At 74.7% G+C, this 17,279-nt stretch carries 17 protein-coding genes; 8 read left to right on the top strand and 9 right to left on the bottom strand.

The features are described from left to right. The first annotated feature begins 21 nt into the window (after positions 1–21). The 4 genes from HCN51_RS03195 (at position 22) to HCN51_RS03180 (ending at position 2,800) form a co-directional block, all read left to right on the top strand. Positions 22–1,002, top strand: a complete 981-nt coding sequence (locus HCN51_RS03195) for a patatin-like phospholipase family protein (RefSeq protein WP_168006600.1) — start codon at positions 22–24, stop codon at positions 1,000–1,002. A 33-nt stretch (positions 1,003–1,035) separates the two neighbouring features. Next, the gene (locus HCN51_RS03190; protein WP_168006598.1) at positions 1,036–1,827 is read left to right on the top strand and encodes an SDR family NAD(P)-dependent oxidoreductase; all 792 of its coding nucleotides are present in this window, start codon (positions 1,036–1,038) and stop codon (positions 1,825–1,827) included. Next, a complete protein-coding gene (locus tag HCN51_RS03185) occupies positions 1,824–2,402 on the top strand; it encodes a TetR family transcriptional regulator (protein ID WP_168006587.1) in 579 nt (192 codons plus the stop codon). Before HCN51_RS03190 ends, HCN51_RS03185 begins: the two co-directional genes overlap by 4 nt. A gap of 140 nt (positions 2,403–2,542) precedes the next feature. After that, the gene (locus tag HCN51_RS03180; protein ID WP_080037548.1) at positions 2,543–2,800 is read left to right on the top strand and encodes a hypothetical protein; all 258 of its coding nucleotides are present in this window, start codon (positions 2,543–2,545) and stop codon (positions 2,798–2,800) included. Positions 2,801–2,883: 83 nt separating this feature from the next. Here HCN51_RS03180 and HCN51_RS03170 read toward each other — a convergent pair whose 3' ends face one another. The 6 genes from HCN51_RS03170 to HCN51_RS03145 all read right to left on the bottom strand — a co-directional run bounded on the left by HCN51_RS03170 (position 2,884) and on the right by HCN51_RS03145 (position 9,784). Continuing rightward, a complete protein-coding gene (locus HCN51_RS03170) occupies positions 2,884–4,923 on the bottom strand; it encodes an MFS transporter (RefSeq protein ID WP_346433514.1) in 2,040 nt (679 codons plus the stop codon). A gap of 71 nt (positions 4,924–4,994) precedes the next feature. Next, entirely contained in the window at positions 4,995–6,443 is a 1,449-nt protein-coding gene (locus tag HCN51_RS03165) for an ATP-binding protein (RefSeq protein ID WP_168006584.1), read from the bottom strand. Continuing rightward, the gene (locus tag HCN51_RS03160) at positions 6,440–7,123 is read right to left on the bottom strand and encodes a response regulator transcription factor (protein WP_168006582.1); all 684 of its coding nucleotides are present in this window, start codon (positions 7,121–7,123) and stop codon (positions 6,440–6,442) included. Before HCN51_RS03160 ends, HCN51_RS03165 begins: the two co-directional genes overlap by 4 nt. Next, positions 7,120–7,647 (bottom strand): GerMN domain-containing protein, encoded by a 528-nt coding sequence (locus HCN51_RS03155; RefSeq protein WP_206066513.1) that lies wholly within the window; start codon positions 7,645–7,647, stop codon positions 7,120–7,122. The genes HCN51_RS03160 and HCN51_RS03155 overlap by 4 nt, the downstream gene beginning before the upstream one ends. Before the next feature lie 80 nt (positions 7,648–7,727). Next, positions 7,728–9,008, bottom strand: a complete 1,281-nt coding sequence (locus HCN51_RS03150; protein WP_240972385.1) for an acyltransferase family protein — start codon at positions 9,006–9,008, stop codon at positions 7,728–7,730. Continuing rightward, positions 9,008–9,784, bottom strand: a complete 777-nt coding sequence (locus HCN51_RS03145) for an SGNH/GDSL hydrolase family protein (protein ID WP_168006580.1) — start codon at positions 9,782–9,784, stop codon at positions 9,008–9,010. The genes HCN51_RS03150 and HCN51_RS03145 overlap by 1 nt, the downstream gene beginning before the upstream one ends. Before the next feature lie 178 nt (positions 9,785–9,962). Between HCN51_RS03145 and HCN51_RS03140 the strand changes: the two genes are divergently transcribed. Beyond that, positions 9,963–10,844 (top strand): aminoglycoside phosphotransferase family protein, encoded by an 882-nt coding sequence (locus HCN51_RS03140; protein ID WP_168007328.1) that lies wholly within the window; start codon positions 9,963–9,965, stop codon positions 10,842–10,844. A 17-nt stretch (positions 10,845–10,861) separates the two neighbouring features. Here HCN51_RS03140 and HCN51_RS61045 read toward each other — a convergent pair whose 3' ends face one another. After that, positions 10,862–11,314: a MarR family transcriptional regulator gene (locus HCN51_RS61045; protein ID WP_168006578.1), complete on the bottom strand. Its 453-nt coding sequence runs from the start codon at positions 11,312–11,314 to the stop codon at positions 10,862–10,864. Positions 11,315–11,408: 94 nt separating this feature from the next. On the opposite strand from HCN51_RS61045, the gene HCN51_RS03130 reads away from it, so the two are divergent. Next, positions 11,409–12,089: a flavodoxin family protein gene (locus HCN51_RS03130; protein WP_168006576.1), complete on the top strand. Its 681-nt coding sequence runs from the start codon at positions 11,409–11,411 to the stop codon at positions 12,087–12,089. Next, complete coding sequence (locus tag HCN51_RS03125; RefSeq protein WP_346433513.1) at positions 12,079–13,560, top strand: MFS transporter; 1,482 nt, start codon at positions 12,079–12,081, stop codon at positions 13,558–13,560. The genes HCN51_RS03130 and HCN51_RS03125 overlap by 11 nt, the downstream gene beginning before the upstream one ends. A 302-nt stretch (positions 13,561–13,862) precedes the next feature. Here the strand turns inward: HCN51_RS03125 and HCN51_RS03120 are convergent, their stop codons facing one another. Then, positions 13,863–14,975: an FAD-dependent oxidoreductase gene (locus HCN51_RS03120; RefSeq protein ID WP_206066510.1), complete on the bottom strand. Its 1,113-nt coding sequence runs from the start codon at positions 14,973–14,975 to the stop codon at positions 13,863–13,865. A gap of 134 nt (positions 14,976–15,109) precedes the next feature. Then, the gene (locus HCN51_RS03115) at positions 15,110–15,811 is read right to left on the bottom strand and encodes a GntR family transcriptional regulator (protein ID WP_168006574.1); all 702 of its coding nucleotides are present in this window, start codon (positions 15,809–15,811) and stop codon (positions 15,110–15,112) included. 262 nt (positions 15,812–16,073) lie between these two features. Between HCN51_RS03115 and HCN51_RS61040 the strand changes: the two genes are divergently transcribed. Then, the gene (locus HCN51_RS61040; protein WP_168006572.1) at positions 16,074–17,276 is read left to right on the top strand and encodes a protein kinase domain-containing protein; all 1,203 of its coding nucleotides are present in this window, start codon (positions 16,074–16,076) and stop codon (positions 17,274–17,276) included. Positions 17,277–17,279: the final 3 nt, after the last annotated feature.

Here is a 17,279-nt window from a genome sequence, read left to right as displayed (position 1 = left end):
CCGCCCCCGAGGAGATGCGCTGTGGAGGACGTCAGGAGCCGGCACCGGATGCTCGCGGTGCTCGCGCGCCGCGCGGCCGAGTCGAGCCGGCCCGGCGAGCGGAGCGACGGCCACCGGGTGGCGCTGGCCATCGAGGGCGGCGGGATGCGCGGCACCGTGTCGGCCGGCATGGCGCTGGCGCTCCAGCAGCTCGGGCTGCTGCCGCTGTTCGACGCCGTCTACGGCGCCTCGGCGGGGGCGATCTCGGGCGCCTGGCTGCTCAGCTCGCACCCCGAGGGGCTGCGCGGCTGGACCGACCCGGCGTTCGCCAAGGCGCTGATCCGGCGGGGGAACGTGCTGCGCGCCCGCCCCGTCGTGGACGTGCGGACGCTGATCGAGACCGTCTACGTCCGCGACTTCCCGCTCGACTTCGCCTCCGTGCTGGCGGCGCCGATCGAGTTCCATCCGCTCGCGACCGACGTCCTGACGGGCGAGGCGGTGGACCTGCACGGGTCGCTGACCGACGAGCGCGCCCTGCGGCTCGCGCTGCGCGCCAGCGCCGCGCTGCCGCTGCTGGCCGGCCCGCCCGTCGCGTTCGGCCACCGGCTCCTGTACGACGCGGGCGTGGCCGAGTCGATCCCGTTCCGCCAGGCGTTGAAGGACGGCGCCACGCACGTGCTCGTGCTGCGCTCCCGCCGCCTGGTCGACCGGGCCTCCCCGCGCACGGCGCCGTCGTGGGGGGCGCGGCTCATCACCGGGGTCGGCCTGCGCCGGCACACCCCGGCGCTGCGCACGGCGTTCCTGTCGCGGGACGAGCGGCTGGCCGACGACGACCGCCTCCTGGCCGAGCACGACCTCGACGGCCCGTCCCTGAGCGAGGGGCCCGCCGTCCTGTCCATCCGCCCGCCGGACACCTCCCCCGCGATCAGCCGGCTGGAGAGCGGCGCGACGCTGCTGCGGGCCGCGTTCGAGGTGGGGCACGCCGCCGCGAGCGCGGTGCTCAAGGGTGTCGCCACCCCTTGAAACTAGAGCAATTCTTCAGAAAAATGCTCTGGCATGGCCTCTGTGATGGTGGTGACCGGCGGGAACCGCGGCATCGGGCACGCGGTGTGCGAGCGGCTGGCGGGCGACGGGCACAAGGTGCTCCTGGTCGCGCGGGATCCGGAGCGCGGGCGGCGGGCGGCGGCGAGCATCCCGGGGGACGTCGAGTTCGTGGCGGGCGACCTGTCCACGACGGCCTCCGTGCGGCGGCTGGCCGACGAGCTGCGGTCCCGGTGCCCGCGCGTGGACGTGCTCATCCACAACGCGGGCCGCTGGCCGAGCCGCCGGGTGCTGACCAGTGACGGGGTGGAGGAGTCGTTCGCGGTCAACCACCTGGCGCCGTTCCTGCTCAACCACCTGCTGGAGGATCGGCTCGGGCGGGTGGTGCAGGTCAGCGCGGGGCTCTACGTCAAGGGCCGCGCCGAGCCGGGGCGCACCTCGGTCGGGGCGGACTTCTCAGCGATGCGCACGTACGCGGACACGAAGCTGTGCAACCTGCTGACCGTGCCGCTGTTCGCCGAGCGCTGGCGGGAGGCGGGCATCACGATCGACGCCGTGCACCCCGGCGTGATCCGCACCGGGCTCGGCGATCGCGGCGGCCCGGCCGGCTGGCTGCTCAAGGCCGTCAAACGCAAGTGGGCGACGCCGGAGGAGGGCGCCGGCCCCGTCGTGGCCCTGGCGGGCGGCACGGGCACCGGCCGCTACTTCGACCGCGCCGAGGAGGCTCCGCTGCAGGGGCCCGCCCTGGACGGGGAGCTGGCCCGGCGCGTCTGGGCCGAGGCCGAGACGCTCACGGCGGTGCGGTGACCCGGCACAAGCGCAGCGAGGAGACGGTCAGGAAGCTGCTCGACACGGCCCTGGAGATCTACCCCGACGACTTCACGCTCAGGGCGCTGACCGCGCGCAGCGGCGTCAGCATGGGCAGCGTCTACCACCACTTCGGCAGTCTGGAGGGGCTGGCGGCCGCCCTCTACAGCCGGTGCATGGGGGCGCTGCTCGACACGCTGGTGGCCGCCGTGCGGGAGGCCGCCGACGCCCGCGACGGCGTCCGCCGGGCCGTGACCGCCTACCTCGGCTTCGCCGCCGGCCACGCCGACCAGGCCCGCTTCATCCACGCGGCGCCGTACGCGATCGACCTCGGCCCGTACGCCGAGCGGATCGCGGCGGACAAGGCGCCCCGGCTGGGGTGGCTGAACGCCTGGATCCAGCGCCACATGGACGCCGGCACGGTCGCGCGGCTGCCCGTGGCGCAGGTGGAGATGCTGCTGATCGGGCCGGTCGCCGAGGTGACCAGGCGCTGGCTGGCGGGAGCGCCGGAGATCGACCTGGACGAGGCGGCGCGGGTCCTGCCCGAGCGCGTCTGGCGGTCGCTGAGCGCCTGAACGCGCCGACCTTTTATTGGTGACCGTTGTGAATCTCTGAATGTGCGGCGCCAATAAGCTCCGCCGAACGTGCACTAGTACATGGAGCGCGATTTACGCCCTTCTTATCGTGGCTACCAATCTCACGAAAGGAAGGGATCATGCGGAAACTCCTCGCGAGCGGCGCTCTCGCCGCTTCGCTGGCCGTTACCGGATTCGCCGTGGCGTCCCCCGCCCAGGCGAGCGTCACCAGCGACGCGACCGTGGCCGGCGCGTCCGTCGGCTGCCCGCCGGGTTACTACTGGCACAAGCACTGGTACAAGAAGTGGTACAAGCCGGGCCACTGGTGGAAGGGCCACTACCACAAGAAGGGCCACTACCACTACACGTACAAGTGGCGCTGCGACAAGAAGCACTGATCTCCACTGAAAAGGCCCTCCGGCTCCGGTCGGCGGGCCTTTTCGCCGTTCTCTTCACGGCGGGTCAGGCTCTTTACGGCGGGTCAGGCGGTGCGGCCGGCCAGGTTCTGGACCCAGGTCGAGACGCCCTGCATGAGCACGTCGAGCTCCTTGCGCAGGTCGGCGTTCTGGGCCTGCAGCTCGACGGTCGCGGCGTTCAGCTCGGCGTTCTCGGCGCGCAGGCCGTGGTTCTGGGCGCGCAGGGCGGTGTTCTCGGCGTGCAGGGCGGTGTTCTCGGCGTGCAGCTCGGCGACCTGCCTGCTCAGTGCGGCGATCTGGGCGCTCTGGTCGGCCGGCTGGACGCGCGGCACGGTGGTCTCGCTGAGGGGCGTGGGGTTCGGCCGCTGGTACGGGGTGTTCTCGGAGAAGTACATGGTGTCCTCGGGGTCGACGGTCTCGGAAGGCGGGGCCTGCTCGGTCTCCGGGCGGCCGTGCCGGGGCGGGCGGAACGCGTCCCGCCACGGGCCGAGCTCCTCGTGCCCGATCCGCACCGGTGGGGGCGGCCAGACCTGGGTGGGCGGCGGCACGGCGGGCCGGGCGGGCGGGTCCGCCGGTGCGGTCACGACGGTCGAGGTGGCCAGGCCGACCAGCGTGGCCAGGGCGGCCGACGTTTCAGCCGGGGAAGGCGACGGGGTGGCTGGGAAGGGTGCCGGGGGTGGTGAAGGGGTGGCCGGGGGCGGTGAAGGGGCGGGGGCGGGCCGGGTCTTGGGCACGGTCAGGGTCACCAGCGCGGCCGCCAGGGCGACGCCGCAGCCGACCAGCAGCGCCGTGCGGAACCCCGGCTCCGACGGCAGCACGTGCCCGCCCGCCGTCACCGTCAGCTGCGACAGGATGACGCCGACGACCGCGGCCGACACCGAGGTGCCGATGGAGCGCATCAGGGTGTTGAAGCTGTTGGCGGAGGCGGTCTCGCTCCGGGGCACGGCACCCATGATCAGGGCGGGCATGGCGCCGTAGGCCAGGCCGACGCCGACGCTGCCGATGCTGCCGGCGACCATCAGCCCCCACGCCCAGCCCATGAGGCCGAACGCGGCTCCGTACCCGAGCGCGATGATCAGCCCGCCGGCGAACAGGGTCGTCCTGGGCCCCCGGGCGGCCGACAGGCGGGCGCCGAGGGAGGAGACCGCCATCATCATCAGCCCGGACGGCGCCAGCCACAGCCCGGCGGCCAGCATCGACTGGCCGAGGCCGTAGCCGGTGGCCTCGGGGAGCTGGAGGATCTGGATGACGACCAGCGACTGCGCGTACATGGCGAAGCCGACCAGGACGGAGGCGACGTTCGTGAGCAGGACCTGAGGGCGGGCGGTGGTGCGCAGGTCCACGAGCGGGTCGCGGGCGCGCAGCTCCCACAGGCCCCACAGCAGCGCGACCACGACGGAGGCGCCGAGCAGGCCGAGCGTGGTGCCGCTCCCCCAGCCCCAGTCGGCGCCCTTGGAGACGCCCAGCAGCAGGCACACGAGCGCGACGCCGAGGCCGACGGCGCCGGCGGCGTCGAGGCGGCCCCGGCCGTGCGCGGGCGTGGCCGGGACGAGCAGCCAGATCAGCACCGCGACCAGCACGCTCAGCGCGGCCGAGCCCCAGAACAGCCACCGCCAGTCGGCGTACTCGGCGACGGCGGCGGACAGGGGCAGGCCGAGCGCGCCGCCGATGCCCATCGACGAGCTCATCAGCGCGATCGCCGGGCCGACGCGCTGGGGCGGGAGCAGGTCGCGCAGCGCGCTGACGCCGAGGGGGATCATGCCGACGCCCAGCCCTTGCAGGCCGCGCCCGACGATCATCGGGACGAGGGAGCCGGCCAGCGCGCACACCACCGACCCGGCGATCAGGGGCACCGAGCAGGCGAGCATCATGCGGCGCTTGCCGTACAGGTCGCCGAGCTTGCCCACCACGGGGGTGGCGACCGCGCCCACCAGCAGCGTCGCGGTGATCACCCAGGAGGTGTCGGCCGCGCCGGCGCCGAGCAGCCGGGGCAGCTCGCCGACGAGCGGCACCACGAGGGTCTGCATGAGCGAGCCGACGATGCCGGCCACGGCGAGCACGCTGACGATCCCGCCGCCGGAGCGTGAGGTAGGCGCGGAGTGCACGTTATGTCCCCTTATTGCCTGTTAAGTCCGTTTGGACTATACACAGGATGTGTAGGGTGCACATTCCGGGGCTACCCGGCGGCGTCCCTGGTCTGCCTGGGCAGGGTGAGGGTGAGCACCGCGCCGCCACCGGGGGCGTTCGCGGCAGTGAGGGTGCCGCCGTGCAGGCGGGCGTTCTCGGCGGCGATGGCCAGGCCGAGGCCGCTGCCGTCGGACCTGGCGCGGGCGGTGTCGGCCTTGGTGAAGCGGTCGAAGACGTGCGGCAGCAGGTCGCCGGGGATGCCGGGCCCGTCGTCGGAGACGGTGACGACGATCCGGCCGGCGTCGGCCCGCACCCGGACGAGCACCCGCACCTGCGGGCCCCCGTGGCGCAGCGCGTTGCCGACGAGGTTGGCGAGCAGGACGTCCACGCGGCGCGGGTCGAGGCGGGCGCGCAGCCCCGGCGGGAGGTCGGTGCCGACGCGATCCTGCCAGTGCCGCAGCGCGAGCGTCTTGGCGACGAGCTCCGCCACGTCCACCTCGTCCAGGTTCAGGACGGCGGCGCCCGCGTCGAAGCGGGACACCTCGATCAGGTCCTCCACCAGGCGGGTGAGCTTGCGGGTCTCGTCGCTGACCAGTTGCACGGCCTCGGCGGTGAGCGGCGCCAGACGCCCGGAGGCGGCGTCGGCGTCGAGGACCCCGGTGACGGCGCTCATGGCCGCCAGCGGCGTGCGCAGCTCGTGCGAGACGTCGGCGGCGAACCGCCGCGCCCGTGCCTCCATCGCGCGCAGCGCCTCCGCGTCGGCCTGCAGCGTCGCCGCCATGGTGTTGAACGTGCGGCCGAGGTCGGCCAGCTCGTCGTCCCCCTTGACGGTCACGCGGGTGTCCAGGCTGCCGCCCGCCACGCGCTCGGCCGCCGAACGCAGCCTGCGTACCGGACGCAGCAGCCGGCGCGCGGCCAGCAGCGCCAGGACGACCGAGGCCGGGACGACGGGCAGCGCCCCCGTGCGGGCCGCGGCGGCCAGGGCGTCCACGTCCCGCTGCTGGGAGGCCAGCGAGAAGGAGGCGAACACCACGAGCGGCGGAGGGCCCGACGGGCGGGAGGCGGCGGTGACCGGGAGCGACACCGCCAGCCAGGGTGTCCCCGCGTGATGGAAGCGCTGGGCCAGCGCGGTCGCCGCCGACGCCGCCCCGGCACGCAGCTGCGCGGGCAGCGGCGGCGCCTGCCCGCCCGCCGTCACCAGCGGGCCGCCCCGGTAGGACAGCGCGGTACGCCAGCCGCGCGCACCACCCGCCCGCTCCAGCTGCGCCGCCAGCGTACGCAGCCGCGCCGCGCCCGGATCGGCCGGCAGGTCCGGCACCCGCGCCGCCACGTGCGCGCGCAGCTCCCGCAACGCGTCCGCCTGGGCGCGCGCCACGATCGCGCTCTGCCCCTGCCGGAACGTGAACGCGGCCGCGGTCAGCGCGCTCACCGCCGACACCAGCAGGAACGCCACCACGAGCTGCGCCCGCAGCCCCCGCACCAGGGACGGCCGGATCACAGCGGCCCGAACCGGTAGCCGAACCCGCGCACCGTCTGGATGTAGCGGGGGCTGCGCGGATCGTCCTCGATCTTGGAGCGCAGCCGCATCACGCACGCGTCCACCAGCCGGTAGTCGCCGTGGAAGCTGTGCTCCCACACCTGCTCCAGCAGCTGCTGCCGGCTGAACGTCTGCTCCGGCGCCGCCGACAGGAACAGCAGCAGCTTCAGCTCCGTCGGCGCCAGCGCGACCTCCGTCCCGTGCTTGAGCACGCGCAGCGCCACCCGGTCCACGAGCAGGTCGCCGTGCGTGCTGCGGGTCCGGCCGTCGGAGGCGGACTGCGTGGTACGGCGCAGCACCGCGCGCATGCGGGCCTCGATGACCTCGCTGCTCGCCGGCTTGATCACGTAGTCGTCGGCGCCCGCCTCCAGGCCCACCACCACGTCCACGTCGTCGTCGCGGGCCGACAGGATCACGATCGGCACCTGGCTGAACGCCCTGATGCGGCGGCAGGTCTCCAGGCCGCTCATGCCGGGGAGCATCAGGTCCAGCAGCACGATGTCGGGCGCGCTCGCGACCAGCTCGGCCAGGCCGTCCTCGCCGGTGGCGACGAGCAGCGTCTCGTGCCCCCGGTGGCGCAGGCCCAGGCTCACGCCCCGGCGCACGGCCGGGTCGTCCTCGATCACCAGCACCCGGGTCATCCGAAGCCTCCCTGCTCGACGGGGACGGCCGCGCCGGTCGCGTCACATCTGACCGGCCAGGAGTTGCCCTTCATACCGGGCTCGTACACCTCCACGATCGGGTCACCGCCCGCGGCGGCGGCGGCCGTACAGACGAGCTGGCTCACCGCCATGTGGCGCAGGTCGCGCACCAGCCACGGCAGGCGCAACCGCACCCTCTTGCCGGAGGTGCCCTCGGACGTCCCCCCGGACATGGCCGCCTGGAGAGGCTCGCGTGCGGCGGGCAGCTCGGTGGCCAGCCCGCGCGCCCGCTCGTCCGCTGTGGGGCCGGCCAGCAGCGCGTCCATGGCCTGGCGCAACCGGTCGCCCGCCTGCGCGGGGCGGGAGACCGGCCAGGTGCCTTCGGGGGTGACGAAGTACACCTTGAGCAGCGTGCCGCCATCGGCCGTGAGGCCGCCCCTGACCGGCTCGCCCGCGGGGCTCGCGCCGGTGTCGGCGATCCCGCACGCCGCCGGCGCCATCGCGACGAGCAGCGCCATCGCCACGCGACACCGGGTGGCCAGAGTGGCTTGTGGCGGTTTTCCGGGCATGTGCTCGCTTCCCATCCTCGGCATGCGGTCTCCGGCTACGGCGCGCCGACCCGGCTCACGTCGACCGTTCCGGCGCCCGGCCGCGGCCAGGGGATCGCCGCCCACAGGCCCGCCGCCAGCAACGCCGCGACGGTCAGCGCCGCCCATCCGCGCCGGCCGGTGGCCCAGGGGGCGCGCCGCCGTACCGGGTCCTCGACGGCGGCCTTCGAGACTACCGCAGCGAGCAGCGACAGCCCGATGGCGGCGACCGCCCGTCCCGCGTCGCCGCCCGGCTCGCGCGGCAGCACCAGCAGGAAGATCGGCCAGTGCCACAGGTACAGGCCGTAGGACAGCTCGCCCAGCCGTCGGGGTACGGCGCTGCCGGCCACCCGCCCCACCAGACCGCCGGGACCGCCTGCCAGGCCGGCCAGGAGCACGATCAGTGCGGCGCTCGCCAGGGAGTGCGCGAACATCCCGCCCTGGAACAGGCCCGGCGCCCGCTCCCCGTCGGTGAGCGCCCACGAGACCACCAGCCCGCACAGCAGCACGCCGGCCAGCACCTCCACGGCGGCGCGCGGCAGGGCGGCCACGGCGTTCCGGACGGGTGCGGTCGCGGCGGCCGCACCGAGGAGCAGGGCGAACGCCCGGGTGTCGGTGCCCTCGTAGGCGCGGGTCGTGTCCACGGCCATCCCCAGCCGGAGCATGACCACGAACGAGACGATCGCCCCTGCCACCGCGACGAGCGCGACCCGCCGCGGCCCGCCCGGCCCCCGGCCGGCGAGCGCCACGACCAGCGGCCAGACGAGGTAGAACTGCCACTCGACGCCGATGCTCCACAGGTGGGCGAACAGGCGGGTGCCGGAGGCGTTCCAGTAGCCGATGCGTTCGGCGATGTAGTGCCAGTTCACGCCCTGGACGGCCACCCAAGGGGCGTCCCGCAGGGCGGGGGCCAGCAGGTCGGGCCGGGCGCACGCCCACGCCAGCGGCGGCGCCGACACCGTCACGACGGCCAGCGCCGGCAGGAGCCGCCGAGCCCGGCGCCCCCAGAACGCCGCCAGATTGAGCCGGCCGCGCCTGCCCAGCTCGTCCAGCAGCAGGCCGGTGATCAGGAATCCGGACAGGACGAAGAACAGGTCCACCCCCAGGAACCCGCCGCGCAGGTACCCGGCGTGGAACAGCAGGACCGCGACGACCGCGAGCCCGCGCAGCCCGTCCAGCGCGGCAATGTGCGGGCGGCCGGCGGCCGGCTGCACCAGGCCCGCGACCGGCTTCACCAGCCCGGCGGCCGGCTTCAGCAGGTCGGCGAGCGGCCTCATCGGGCCGGTGACCGGCGCCATCACCCGCAGCCGAGCTTGACGAAGCGCTCGTCGCCGGTCCACCGGCCGGTGGCCCAGGTGGCGGGGGCGGCCGGGGTGAAGCGGGCCAGCTCGCCCAGCCGCCCCCCGAACCACGTGGCGAACGCGGCCGAGCCCTGCTGGCAGGAGTGGATGCCATCCTTGGCGCGCTGGGCCTTGGCGGCGGCGTAGTCGTCCCCCCACAGCTCGGAGGCGTCCAGGTAGCGGGCGCGGGCGTCGGACTTGACGGCCTTGGCGGCCATCTCGGGCGCGCTCCTGATGGCCTTCTCGTACGGCCGGTAGAACTCGCCCAGCTTGAACGGCGGCGCGGACACCAGCACGAGCCGGGCACCGGCGTCCCCGGCCGTGCGGGCCAGCTTGCGGTAGGCGGCCAGCTGCTGGGCGGGGGTGCCCCAGTCGTAGGTGGTGATCTGGTACGCGATCACCGTCGGGCGGAAGGCGGCCACGTTCTCGCGCAGGGCCTTCCAGGTGTCCTTGGCCGCCATGGTCGTCACCGGGTGATCGCCGGCGACGACGTTGCCGCCGCCGTCGGACGTGGCGTCCTTGAACGCCGCGCCTCCGGCCTCCAGCGCCGCCTTCAGTGCCGGGGCCTGCGCGCCCGCGATGGAGTCGCCCATCCACAACACCCTGACCCCGTTCGCGGCCGCCGCCCGCGGGCTCGCGCCGGAGGAGGGCGTGGCGGAGGCTCCGCAGCCGGCGAGCGCCGCCACGAGCAGGATCGCCGGTGCGAGACGAGAAGTGAGGTTCGTCGGTTGCATGGCCCTCACGCAACCAGGCGGATCCGGGGGCGGGCGGCGTTGTCATCGTTTCATCACATGATGCGGGAACGGCCGTCACGTACGGGTCCGGGCCCGGCGCATATCGCGTTGACAGGATCTTCGGCGGCCCGGCAGGCTTCCACCGGACGTACCAGGCAGGAGGGGCGCGCGCGTGACCATGCACGACGACCAGGTGGACGTGTCCGTCGAGCTGGCCGCCGGCCTGGTGCGCGAGCAGTTCCCGCAGTGGCGCGGGCTGTCCCTGCGCCCGCTGCGGTCGAGCGGCACGGTCAACACCATCGTCCGCATCGGCGAGCACCTCACCGCCCGCTTCCCCCTGCGCCTGGCCGACCCCGCCACCACCCGGTCGGCACTGGAGCAGGAGGCCCGGGCGAGCGCGGAGCTGGCGCGGGTCTCGCCGTTCCCGGCCCCCGAGCCGGTGGCGCTGGGCGAGCCCGGCGCCGGCTACCCCATGCCGTGGTCGGTGCAGAGCTGGGTCCCCGGAACCCCGGCCACGGACGCCGACCCGGGCAGGTCGGAGCCGTTCGCGGAGGACCTGGCGGCCTTCATCGCCGCGCTGCGCGCGACCGACACGCGCGGCCGGCGCTTCAGCGGGAGTGGTCGCGGCGGCGAGCTGACCGACCACGACGCGTGGATGGAGAGGTGCTTCGCGGAGAGCGAGGATCTCCTCGACGTGCCTCGGCTGCGCCGCCTGTGGGACCGCTTTCGGCGCCTGCCGCGCGGCGGCGCGGACGTGATGAGCCACGGCGACCTGATCCCCGGCAACGTCCTGGTCGCGGACGGCCGCCTCGCCGGCGTCCTCGACGGCGGCGGCTTCGGGCCGGCCGACCCCGCGCTCGACCTGGTCAGCGCCTGGACGCTGCTGGAGTCCGGGCCGCGCGAGGTGCTGCGCACGTCCCTGGGCTGCGGCGACCTGGAGTGGGAGCGGGGCGCGGCCTGGGCGTTCGCGCAGGCCATGGGCATGGTCTGGTACTACGTCGACAGCAACCCGACGATGAGCGAGACGGGCCGCCGCACCCTCGACCGGATCCTGGAGTAGGCGCCCGCGCCCTCCTGTCAGGACGGGGCGCGGCGGTCGCGGCGGGTGTCGACGTTCGTGGCCAGCGTCGTGAGCAGGCGCGGCACCTCCTGCACGACCTCGGCGGGCAGGCCCGCCACCGTCTCCTCCGCGAGGTCGCACCACATCCGCCTCAGCCGCTCGGCCAGCTCCCGCCCGCTGCCGGTCAGCTCGACGACGCTGGCCCGCCTGTCGGCGGCGGCGGGGCCGCGGCGCAGGTGGCCGGCGGCTTCGAGCTTGCGCGCCATCAACGTCACACTGGGCGGCTCGATGCCCAGCGCCTCGCTCAGCTTCGCCTGGATCATCGGGCCGCTGCGCGCCAGCTCCAGCACGAGGGCCTCCTGCCCCGGATGCAGCTCGAGCGGGGCCAGCAGCTCGGCCACCCTGGCCCGGTGGCGCAGGCTCAGCCTGCGGATGGCCTGGTTGACGGCATCGGCCTGCTCGTAGTCCACGGCGACTCCCTTGACAACAATCGTTAGGTGCATAACATTATGCGCATAATCTTATCCGCGTAACTAATTCTAGCGATGTCCTGAGGAGATCTCCATGACAACGAAGATCGCCGTCATCTACTACAGCGCGACAGGCACCGTGCGCGCCCTCGCCGAGGCCCTGGCCGACGGCGCCGCCTCGGCGGGAGCCGAGGTCCGGCTCCGGCCGGTCGCCGAGCTGACCGCCGACGGCGGGAACGCCGCGGTCGCCGAGCCGACCGCCGACGGCGGGAACGCCGCGGTCGCCGAGCCGACTACCGACGGCGGGAACGCGGTCGCACCGGCCTCGGTCGAGGACCTGGCGTGGGCCGACGCGTACGCCTTCGGCACCCCGTCCCGCTTCGGCACCCCGGCCGCGCCGTTGAAGCACTTCCTCGACCAGGCCGTGGGGCTCTGGCGGGAGGGCGTCCTGGCCGACAAGCCCGTCACCGCCTTCACCTCCGCCCACAACCGGCACGGCGGCAACGAGGCGACGCTGCTGTCCCTGGCCAACGTCTTCTACCACTGGGGCGCGCTGATCGTTCCGCCCGGCTACACCGACACGGCCGTGTACGCCGGCGGCGGCAACCCGTACGGCGCCTCCGCCGTCTCCGGCCCGGGCGGCGACGACCTGAAGGACGCCGTCCTCGGCGCGGCCCGCTACCAGGGCGCGCGGCTGGCGCGCACCGCGATCCGGCTCCAGGCCGGCGCCTCCTCCCGCCCCGTCGAGACCGGGGCGGTGCCCGGTGGCGCATGACCGCAGCCACGCCGCGCACCGGCCCCCCACCACCGCCCACAACGCTGCTTCGGCCGCCGCAACCCCGGCCATCGACGCTAGCGCCGGGATGCCGGGCGCCGGATCGCCCCGCCTGGCCTGGATGATCCTGGTGCTCGCCTGTGCCTGCCAGTTCATGGTCATCCTGGACTCGTCCATCGTGAACGTCGCCCTCCCCTCGATCGCCCGCGACCTGCGCTTCTCCCCCACCGGGCTGGCCTGGGTGGTCGACGGCTACCTGCTCACCTTCGCCGGGTTCATGCTGCTCGGCGGCCGGGCCGCCGACCTGTTCGGCCCGCGCCGGACGCTGGGCGCGGGGCTGGTGCTGTTCTCGGCGGCCGGTCTCGCGGGAGGGCTGGCCGCCGACGCCGAGGTGCTGGTGGCCGCCCGGATCGCGCAGGGCGTGGGGGCCGCGCTGATGGCCCCGGCGACCCTGGCGATGATCACCACGTACTTCACCGAGCCCCGCGCCCGGGCCCGGGCGTTCGGCGCCTGGTCCGCCTCGGGCGGAGTGGGCGGACTGGCCGGCGCGCTCGCCGGGGGCGCGCTGACCACCGGCCTGTCCTGGCGGTGGGTCTTCCTCGTCAACGTGCCGATCGGGGCCGCCCTGATCGCGGTGGCGCTGGTCGCGCTGGCGCGCACGGCCGCCCGCCGGGAACCGCTCGACCTGCTCGGCGCCGCTCTCGGCACGGCCGGCCTGGCCGCCCTGATCTACGGGGTGATGCGCGGCGGCGGGAACGGCTGGACGTCCGTGGCGGTGGCCGGGCCGCTCGCGGGCGGGCTGGTGCTGCTGGCGCTGTTCGTCGCGGTGGAGGCCCGGGTCGCGAAGCGGCCGATCGTACCGCTGCGGCTGCTGCGGATCCGGGGGGTGGCCGCCGGCAGCGCCCTGCTCGTGCTGTTCGGCGCGATCGCCATCGCCATGTGGTACTTCAGCGCCGTGTTCCTCCAGGACGTCCTCGGATACAGCGCCCTGGCCGCCGGGCTCGGGCAGACGCCGGCCGCCGTGGCGTTCCTGCTGGTCGCGCGGTGGGCCGCGGCCCTGCTGACGCGCGTCGGGGCGCGCGGCCTGGTGGTCGCAGGGAGCGGGCTGTTCGTGGCCGGGTTCGGCTGGCTCGCCTGGGCCGACGCCGGCAGCGGTTACGCCGCCGCGGTGCTCGGGCCGACCCTCCTGGTCGGGGCCGGCATCGGGCTGGTCTTCCCCACCCTCATGGCGGCGGCCACCGCCGGCGCGCCCGAGCGTGACGCCGGGGTCGTCGGCGGCATCGCGGCCACCGCGCAGCAGGTGGGCGGCTCCATCGGCCTGGCGGCGCTGGCGACGGCGGCCGGCGGGTCATCGGCGGCCTCCTATGACCGGGTGTTCCTGATCGCCGCGGGGCTCGGCGCGGCGATCGCGGCCGTGAGCCTCTTGCTGCCGGGATCGCCGCGGGGCTCGGCGCGGCGATCGCGGCCGTGAGCCTGTTGCTGCCGGGCCAACCGGCGAACGGCCGCCGCCGGGATCGGTGACGGGCGGGCGCCTTCCGCACCTGGTTGGCTGGGACGCATGAGAACCCCTTGGGCAGAGCTCCCGGCCGTTCTGAGACGCGAGGCCGAGGCCCGGCTGGGTGCCGTCGTGCGGGAGTTCGAGGAACGTCAGGGCGGCTTCTCCGGCGGCGTGCTCGGCATGGTCACGCTGTCCACCTGCGCGCCCGCCGTGAGCGCTCGCGGCGGGCGACGGTCAGCTGGCTCCGGCGCCGCTGGCGTGCCAGGTAGGCACCGTCACGGGGAGAACCGCTCCGGACGGAAGTCCGCGAGCAGCTCGTCCCTTTCCCCGGTGAGGATCTCGGCGGCGAGCAGCCGGCCGAGGACCGGGCCGAGCGTGACGCCGCTGTGCGTGACGGCCTCGTAGTAGCCCGGCAGGGACGGCACCGCCCCCACCGAGGGGAACCCGTCGGCCGGGATGGGCCGGTTCGACACCCGCGTCTCACCGGCGCGGGCCTCTCCGAGCTCCGGGAGGACGTGCCGCGCCATCTCGTGCAGCCGCCGGCCGAGCCGCTCCGGAGCTTCGCCGGTGTCGATGAGCGCGTCGACCTCGCGGCTGTGCAGGACCATCGAAGCGTCCCCGTTGGGGCGGATCTCGATGTGCGGCGCGTGCATGACCCGCCGCACCGGCACCCGGTCGCAGCCGATCCGGGTGACGGCGCCGGGCTCCCTGCGCATCGGCAGGTGGCGTCCGGCAAGCTCGGCGACCTGGGAAGCGCTGGGGCCGGCCGCGTTCACGACGGCGTCGACGTCGAGACGGCTCCCGTCGGACAGCGTGACGCTCCGGACGCTCCCGTCGATGCCGATGCCGCTGACTGCGACGCCGAAGCGGTGCTCGGCACCGGCGGTCTGCTCCACCAGGCGGCCGACGAGCCGGCGCCCGTGCACCCAGGATTCGTCCGGGTAGAACACGACGGCGGCCTCGTCGGGCAGGGTGAGCGCGGGTTCGAGGCGGCGGCGCGCCTCCGCCCCCGTGCACACCTCGACCTCGTAGCCCCACTCGGCCAGCAGCCCGGCCGTCTCCAGGAGTTTCGCCTCCGCCGCGGGGTCGTCCGTCCAGCGCAGGTGGCCGCTGGGATACCACCACGAGCCCGGGCCGATGGTCTGCGCGAGCGCGCGGTAGGCGGCCATGCCCGCGCGGTTCAGGTCGTAGTAGGGCCTGGTCACGGTCTTGTTGCTGGCGTTGACCCACGCGAAGGACCAGTCGGTGACGCCCTCGCCCGGCCGTCCCGCGTCGATGAGGATCACCTCGGCGCCCTGCCGCGCCAGGTGCCAGCCCACGCAGGCTCCGAGGATGCCGACGCCGATCACGGCGACCCGCCGGGGTCGCTGCACGGACCCGATGCTCACGCGCGCTCCCTTCCCCGATCACGGGCGGACGCCCGTACCCAGCATGCAAGCACGCGGGACGGGCCAGGCAAAGGCTCAAGATCAGGCGAACGTGACGAGCTGCGGCAGCCTCGCGGGCCCGGGGCGGGGGCCGCTCAGGGCTCGCCGGCCGGGGCCGGATCGGAGTGTTGCTGGCGCAGGCGCCAGGCGGCCTGGGCGCCGAGGCTGGTGTCGATGTGCTCCCGCATGACCGCCGCCGCCGAGTCGGCGTCGCCGGCGATGACGTACTCCAGCAGGGCCTCGTGCTCGGCCGCCTTGCGGTCGCGGGCCTCCTGGCCGCGCTCGACCTCCAGCGCGAGACGGCGGTAACGGTCGGCCTTGTCCCACAGCCCGTCGAGGGTCTGGATGAGCAGGTCGTTGTGGGAGGCGGAGTACAGCGCGCGGTGGAACGTGCGGTGGGTGAGGAGCTGCTCGTACGCGGGGTTGCCCGGCAGCGGCCTGAGGCCGTCGAGCGCGGCGCGCATGGCGGCGATGTCGGCCTTGGTGCGGCGCTCGGCGGCCAGCGCGACGGCGAGCGGGTCGAGGCTGCGGCGCAGCTCCAGCAGGTCGCGGGCCTCCTCGGCGGCCAGGGGTGCCACGCGGGCGTCGCGGTGGGCGTCCAGCTCGACCAGCCCCTCGCTCTTGAGGCGGCGCAGCGCCTCGCGCAGCGGGGTGGTGCTGATGCCGATCTCGCGGGCGAGCCGGCCCTGTGGGATGACCGAGCCCGGCTGCAGGGTGCCGGACAGGATCAGTTCCTTGACGCGGAGGTAGGCGTAGTCCGCCTTGGTCGTGAAGAGCTCCGCCGCCGATTCGCTCATCGCTGTCCTGTCCCGTCGGCCGATGACGGTTATAACCTACACCGTTGCTACGCAGGTGGCGGGACGAGCCAGTGCTTTCCGAGTTCCGTGACCTCGTGACCTTCATAGCTTATAACTCCTGAGTATCCAGGGCGGCGTTGTGCCCGACGAGCTGGGTCCGGCGGCGGGACGAGAAGCGCTGCTCGTGGCCGGCCAAGATTTCGGCCCATCGGCCCCGACGAGAGGCGGCAACTTCGGCTCGTCGGGTGGCGTCTAACCCGCCGTGGATCCATTGCTGCCGGGAGACCCGCCCCGCGTCGAGGGATATTGGCTGGCCGGGCGGCTGGGCGCGGGCGGGCAGGGTGTCGGGTACGAGGCGTACGACGACGCCGGCACGCGGGTGGCCGTGAAGGTGCTGCACCCCGAGGCGCGGGACCGTTTCGCGAAGGAGGCGGAGGCGGCACGCCGGGTGGCGTCGTTCTGCACGACGAAGGTGCTGGCCGTCGACCTCGACGGGGACAAGCCGTACATCGTCAGTGAGTTCGTGCCGGGGCGGAGCCTGCGCCGCGTCGTTCAGGGCGGGCGCAGGTTCGCGGGGGACGACCTGTACCGGCTCGCGACGGCGGTGGCGACGGCGCTGACGGCCGTGCACGACGCGGGCGTGATCCACGGCGACCTCAAGCCGGACAACGTGCTGCTCGGCCCGGACGGGCCGCGGGTGATCGACTTCGGCATCGCCCGCACCGACGACATGTCGCTGACCAGGAGCGGCGAGGTGAAGGGCACGCCGAGTTACATGGCGCCGGAGGTGTTCACGGGGCAGCGGGCGGGCGCCGCGGCGGACGTGTTCGCCTGGGGTGCGGTGGTGGTGTTCGCGGCGACGGGTGAGGATCCGTTCCACGCGGACAATCTGGGCGGCGTGATGCACCGGGTGCTGTCGGCGCAGCCGGATCTGAGCGCGTTGCCGTCCCGGCTGGCGGGGCTGGTGGCGGCGGCGCTGGCCGGGCTGCTGGTGATCGCGGTGGCGGCCGGGGGCGTGGCGTTCGTGCAGGGGCGGCGGGCCGCCGAGCAGGGCAGGACCGTCGCCCGGCAACGTGACCAGGCCGTCGGCCGCCAGGTCGCCGCGCAGGCGGACCGGCTGCGCACGACCGACCCGGTCACGGCGATGCTGCTGAGCGTGGCCGGGTGGCGGCTGGCGCCGGGCCCCGACACCAGGCGGAGCCTGATGGGCTCGCTGACCATGCCGGAGCGCGCCGCCTTCCACGATCCCGCCGTCAAGGGGGTGTCGGCGAGCGCGTCGGCGGCCGCGGGCCGGATCAGGGTCGTGGCGAGCGGAGACGGCGTGCGCGTCTTCGACGTGCCGGGCAGGCGGCAGCGGGCGTCCTGGACGTGGCCGCGCGGGTTCGCCGCGCTGCCGGGAGGGGCGGCGCTCAGCCCGAGCGGCGCGACCCTCGTCATGCTCGACGGGCTCACCATGTCGGCCTGAGAC

Origin of the sequence: Nonomuraea composti (genome assembly GCF_012034275.1) — a bacterium.
Lineage (GTDB): Bacteria > Actinomycetota > Actinomycetes > Streptosporangiales > Streptosporangiaceae > Nonomuraea > Nonomuraea composti.
This window is presented reverse-complemented; position numbering and strand designations above follow the sequence as displayed.

Coding starts and splice junctions, on each gene's coding strand:
- HCN51_RS03190 (WP_168006598.1), top strand. CDS start 1,036: ATGGCCTCTGTGATGGTGGTGACCGGCGGGAACCGCGGCATCGGGCAC.
- HCN51_RS03180 (WP_080037548.1), top strand. CDS start 2,543: ATGCGGAAACTCCTCGCGAGCGGCGCTCTCGCCGCTTCGCTGGCCGTT.
- HCN51_RS03160 (WP_168006582.1), bottom strand. CDS start 7,123: ATGACCCGGGTGCTGGTGATCGAGGACGACCCGGCCGTGCGCCGGGGC.
- HCN51_RS03150 (WP_240972385.1), bottom strand. CDS start 9,008: ATGGCGCCGGTCACCGGCCCGATGAGGCCGCTCGCCGACCTGCTGAAG.
- HCN51_RS03145 (WP_168006580.1), bottom strand. CDS start 9,784: ATGCAACCGACGAACCTCACTTCTCGTCTCGCACCGGCGATCCTGCTC.
- HCN51_RS03140 (WP_168007328.1), top strand. CDS start 9,963: ATGCACGACGACCAGGTGGACGTGTCCGTCGAGCTGGCCGCCGGCCTG.
- HCN51_RS03130 (WP_168006576.1), top strand. CDS start 11,409: ATGACAACGAAGATCGCCGTCATCTACTACAGCGCGACAGGCACCGTG.
- HCN51_RS03115 (WP_168006574.1), bottom strand. CDS start 15,811: ATGAGCGAATCGGCGGCGGAGCTCTTCACGACCAAGGCGGACTACGCC.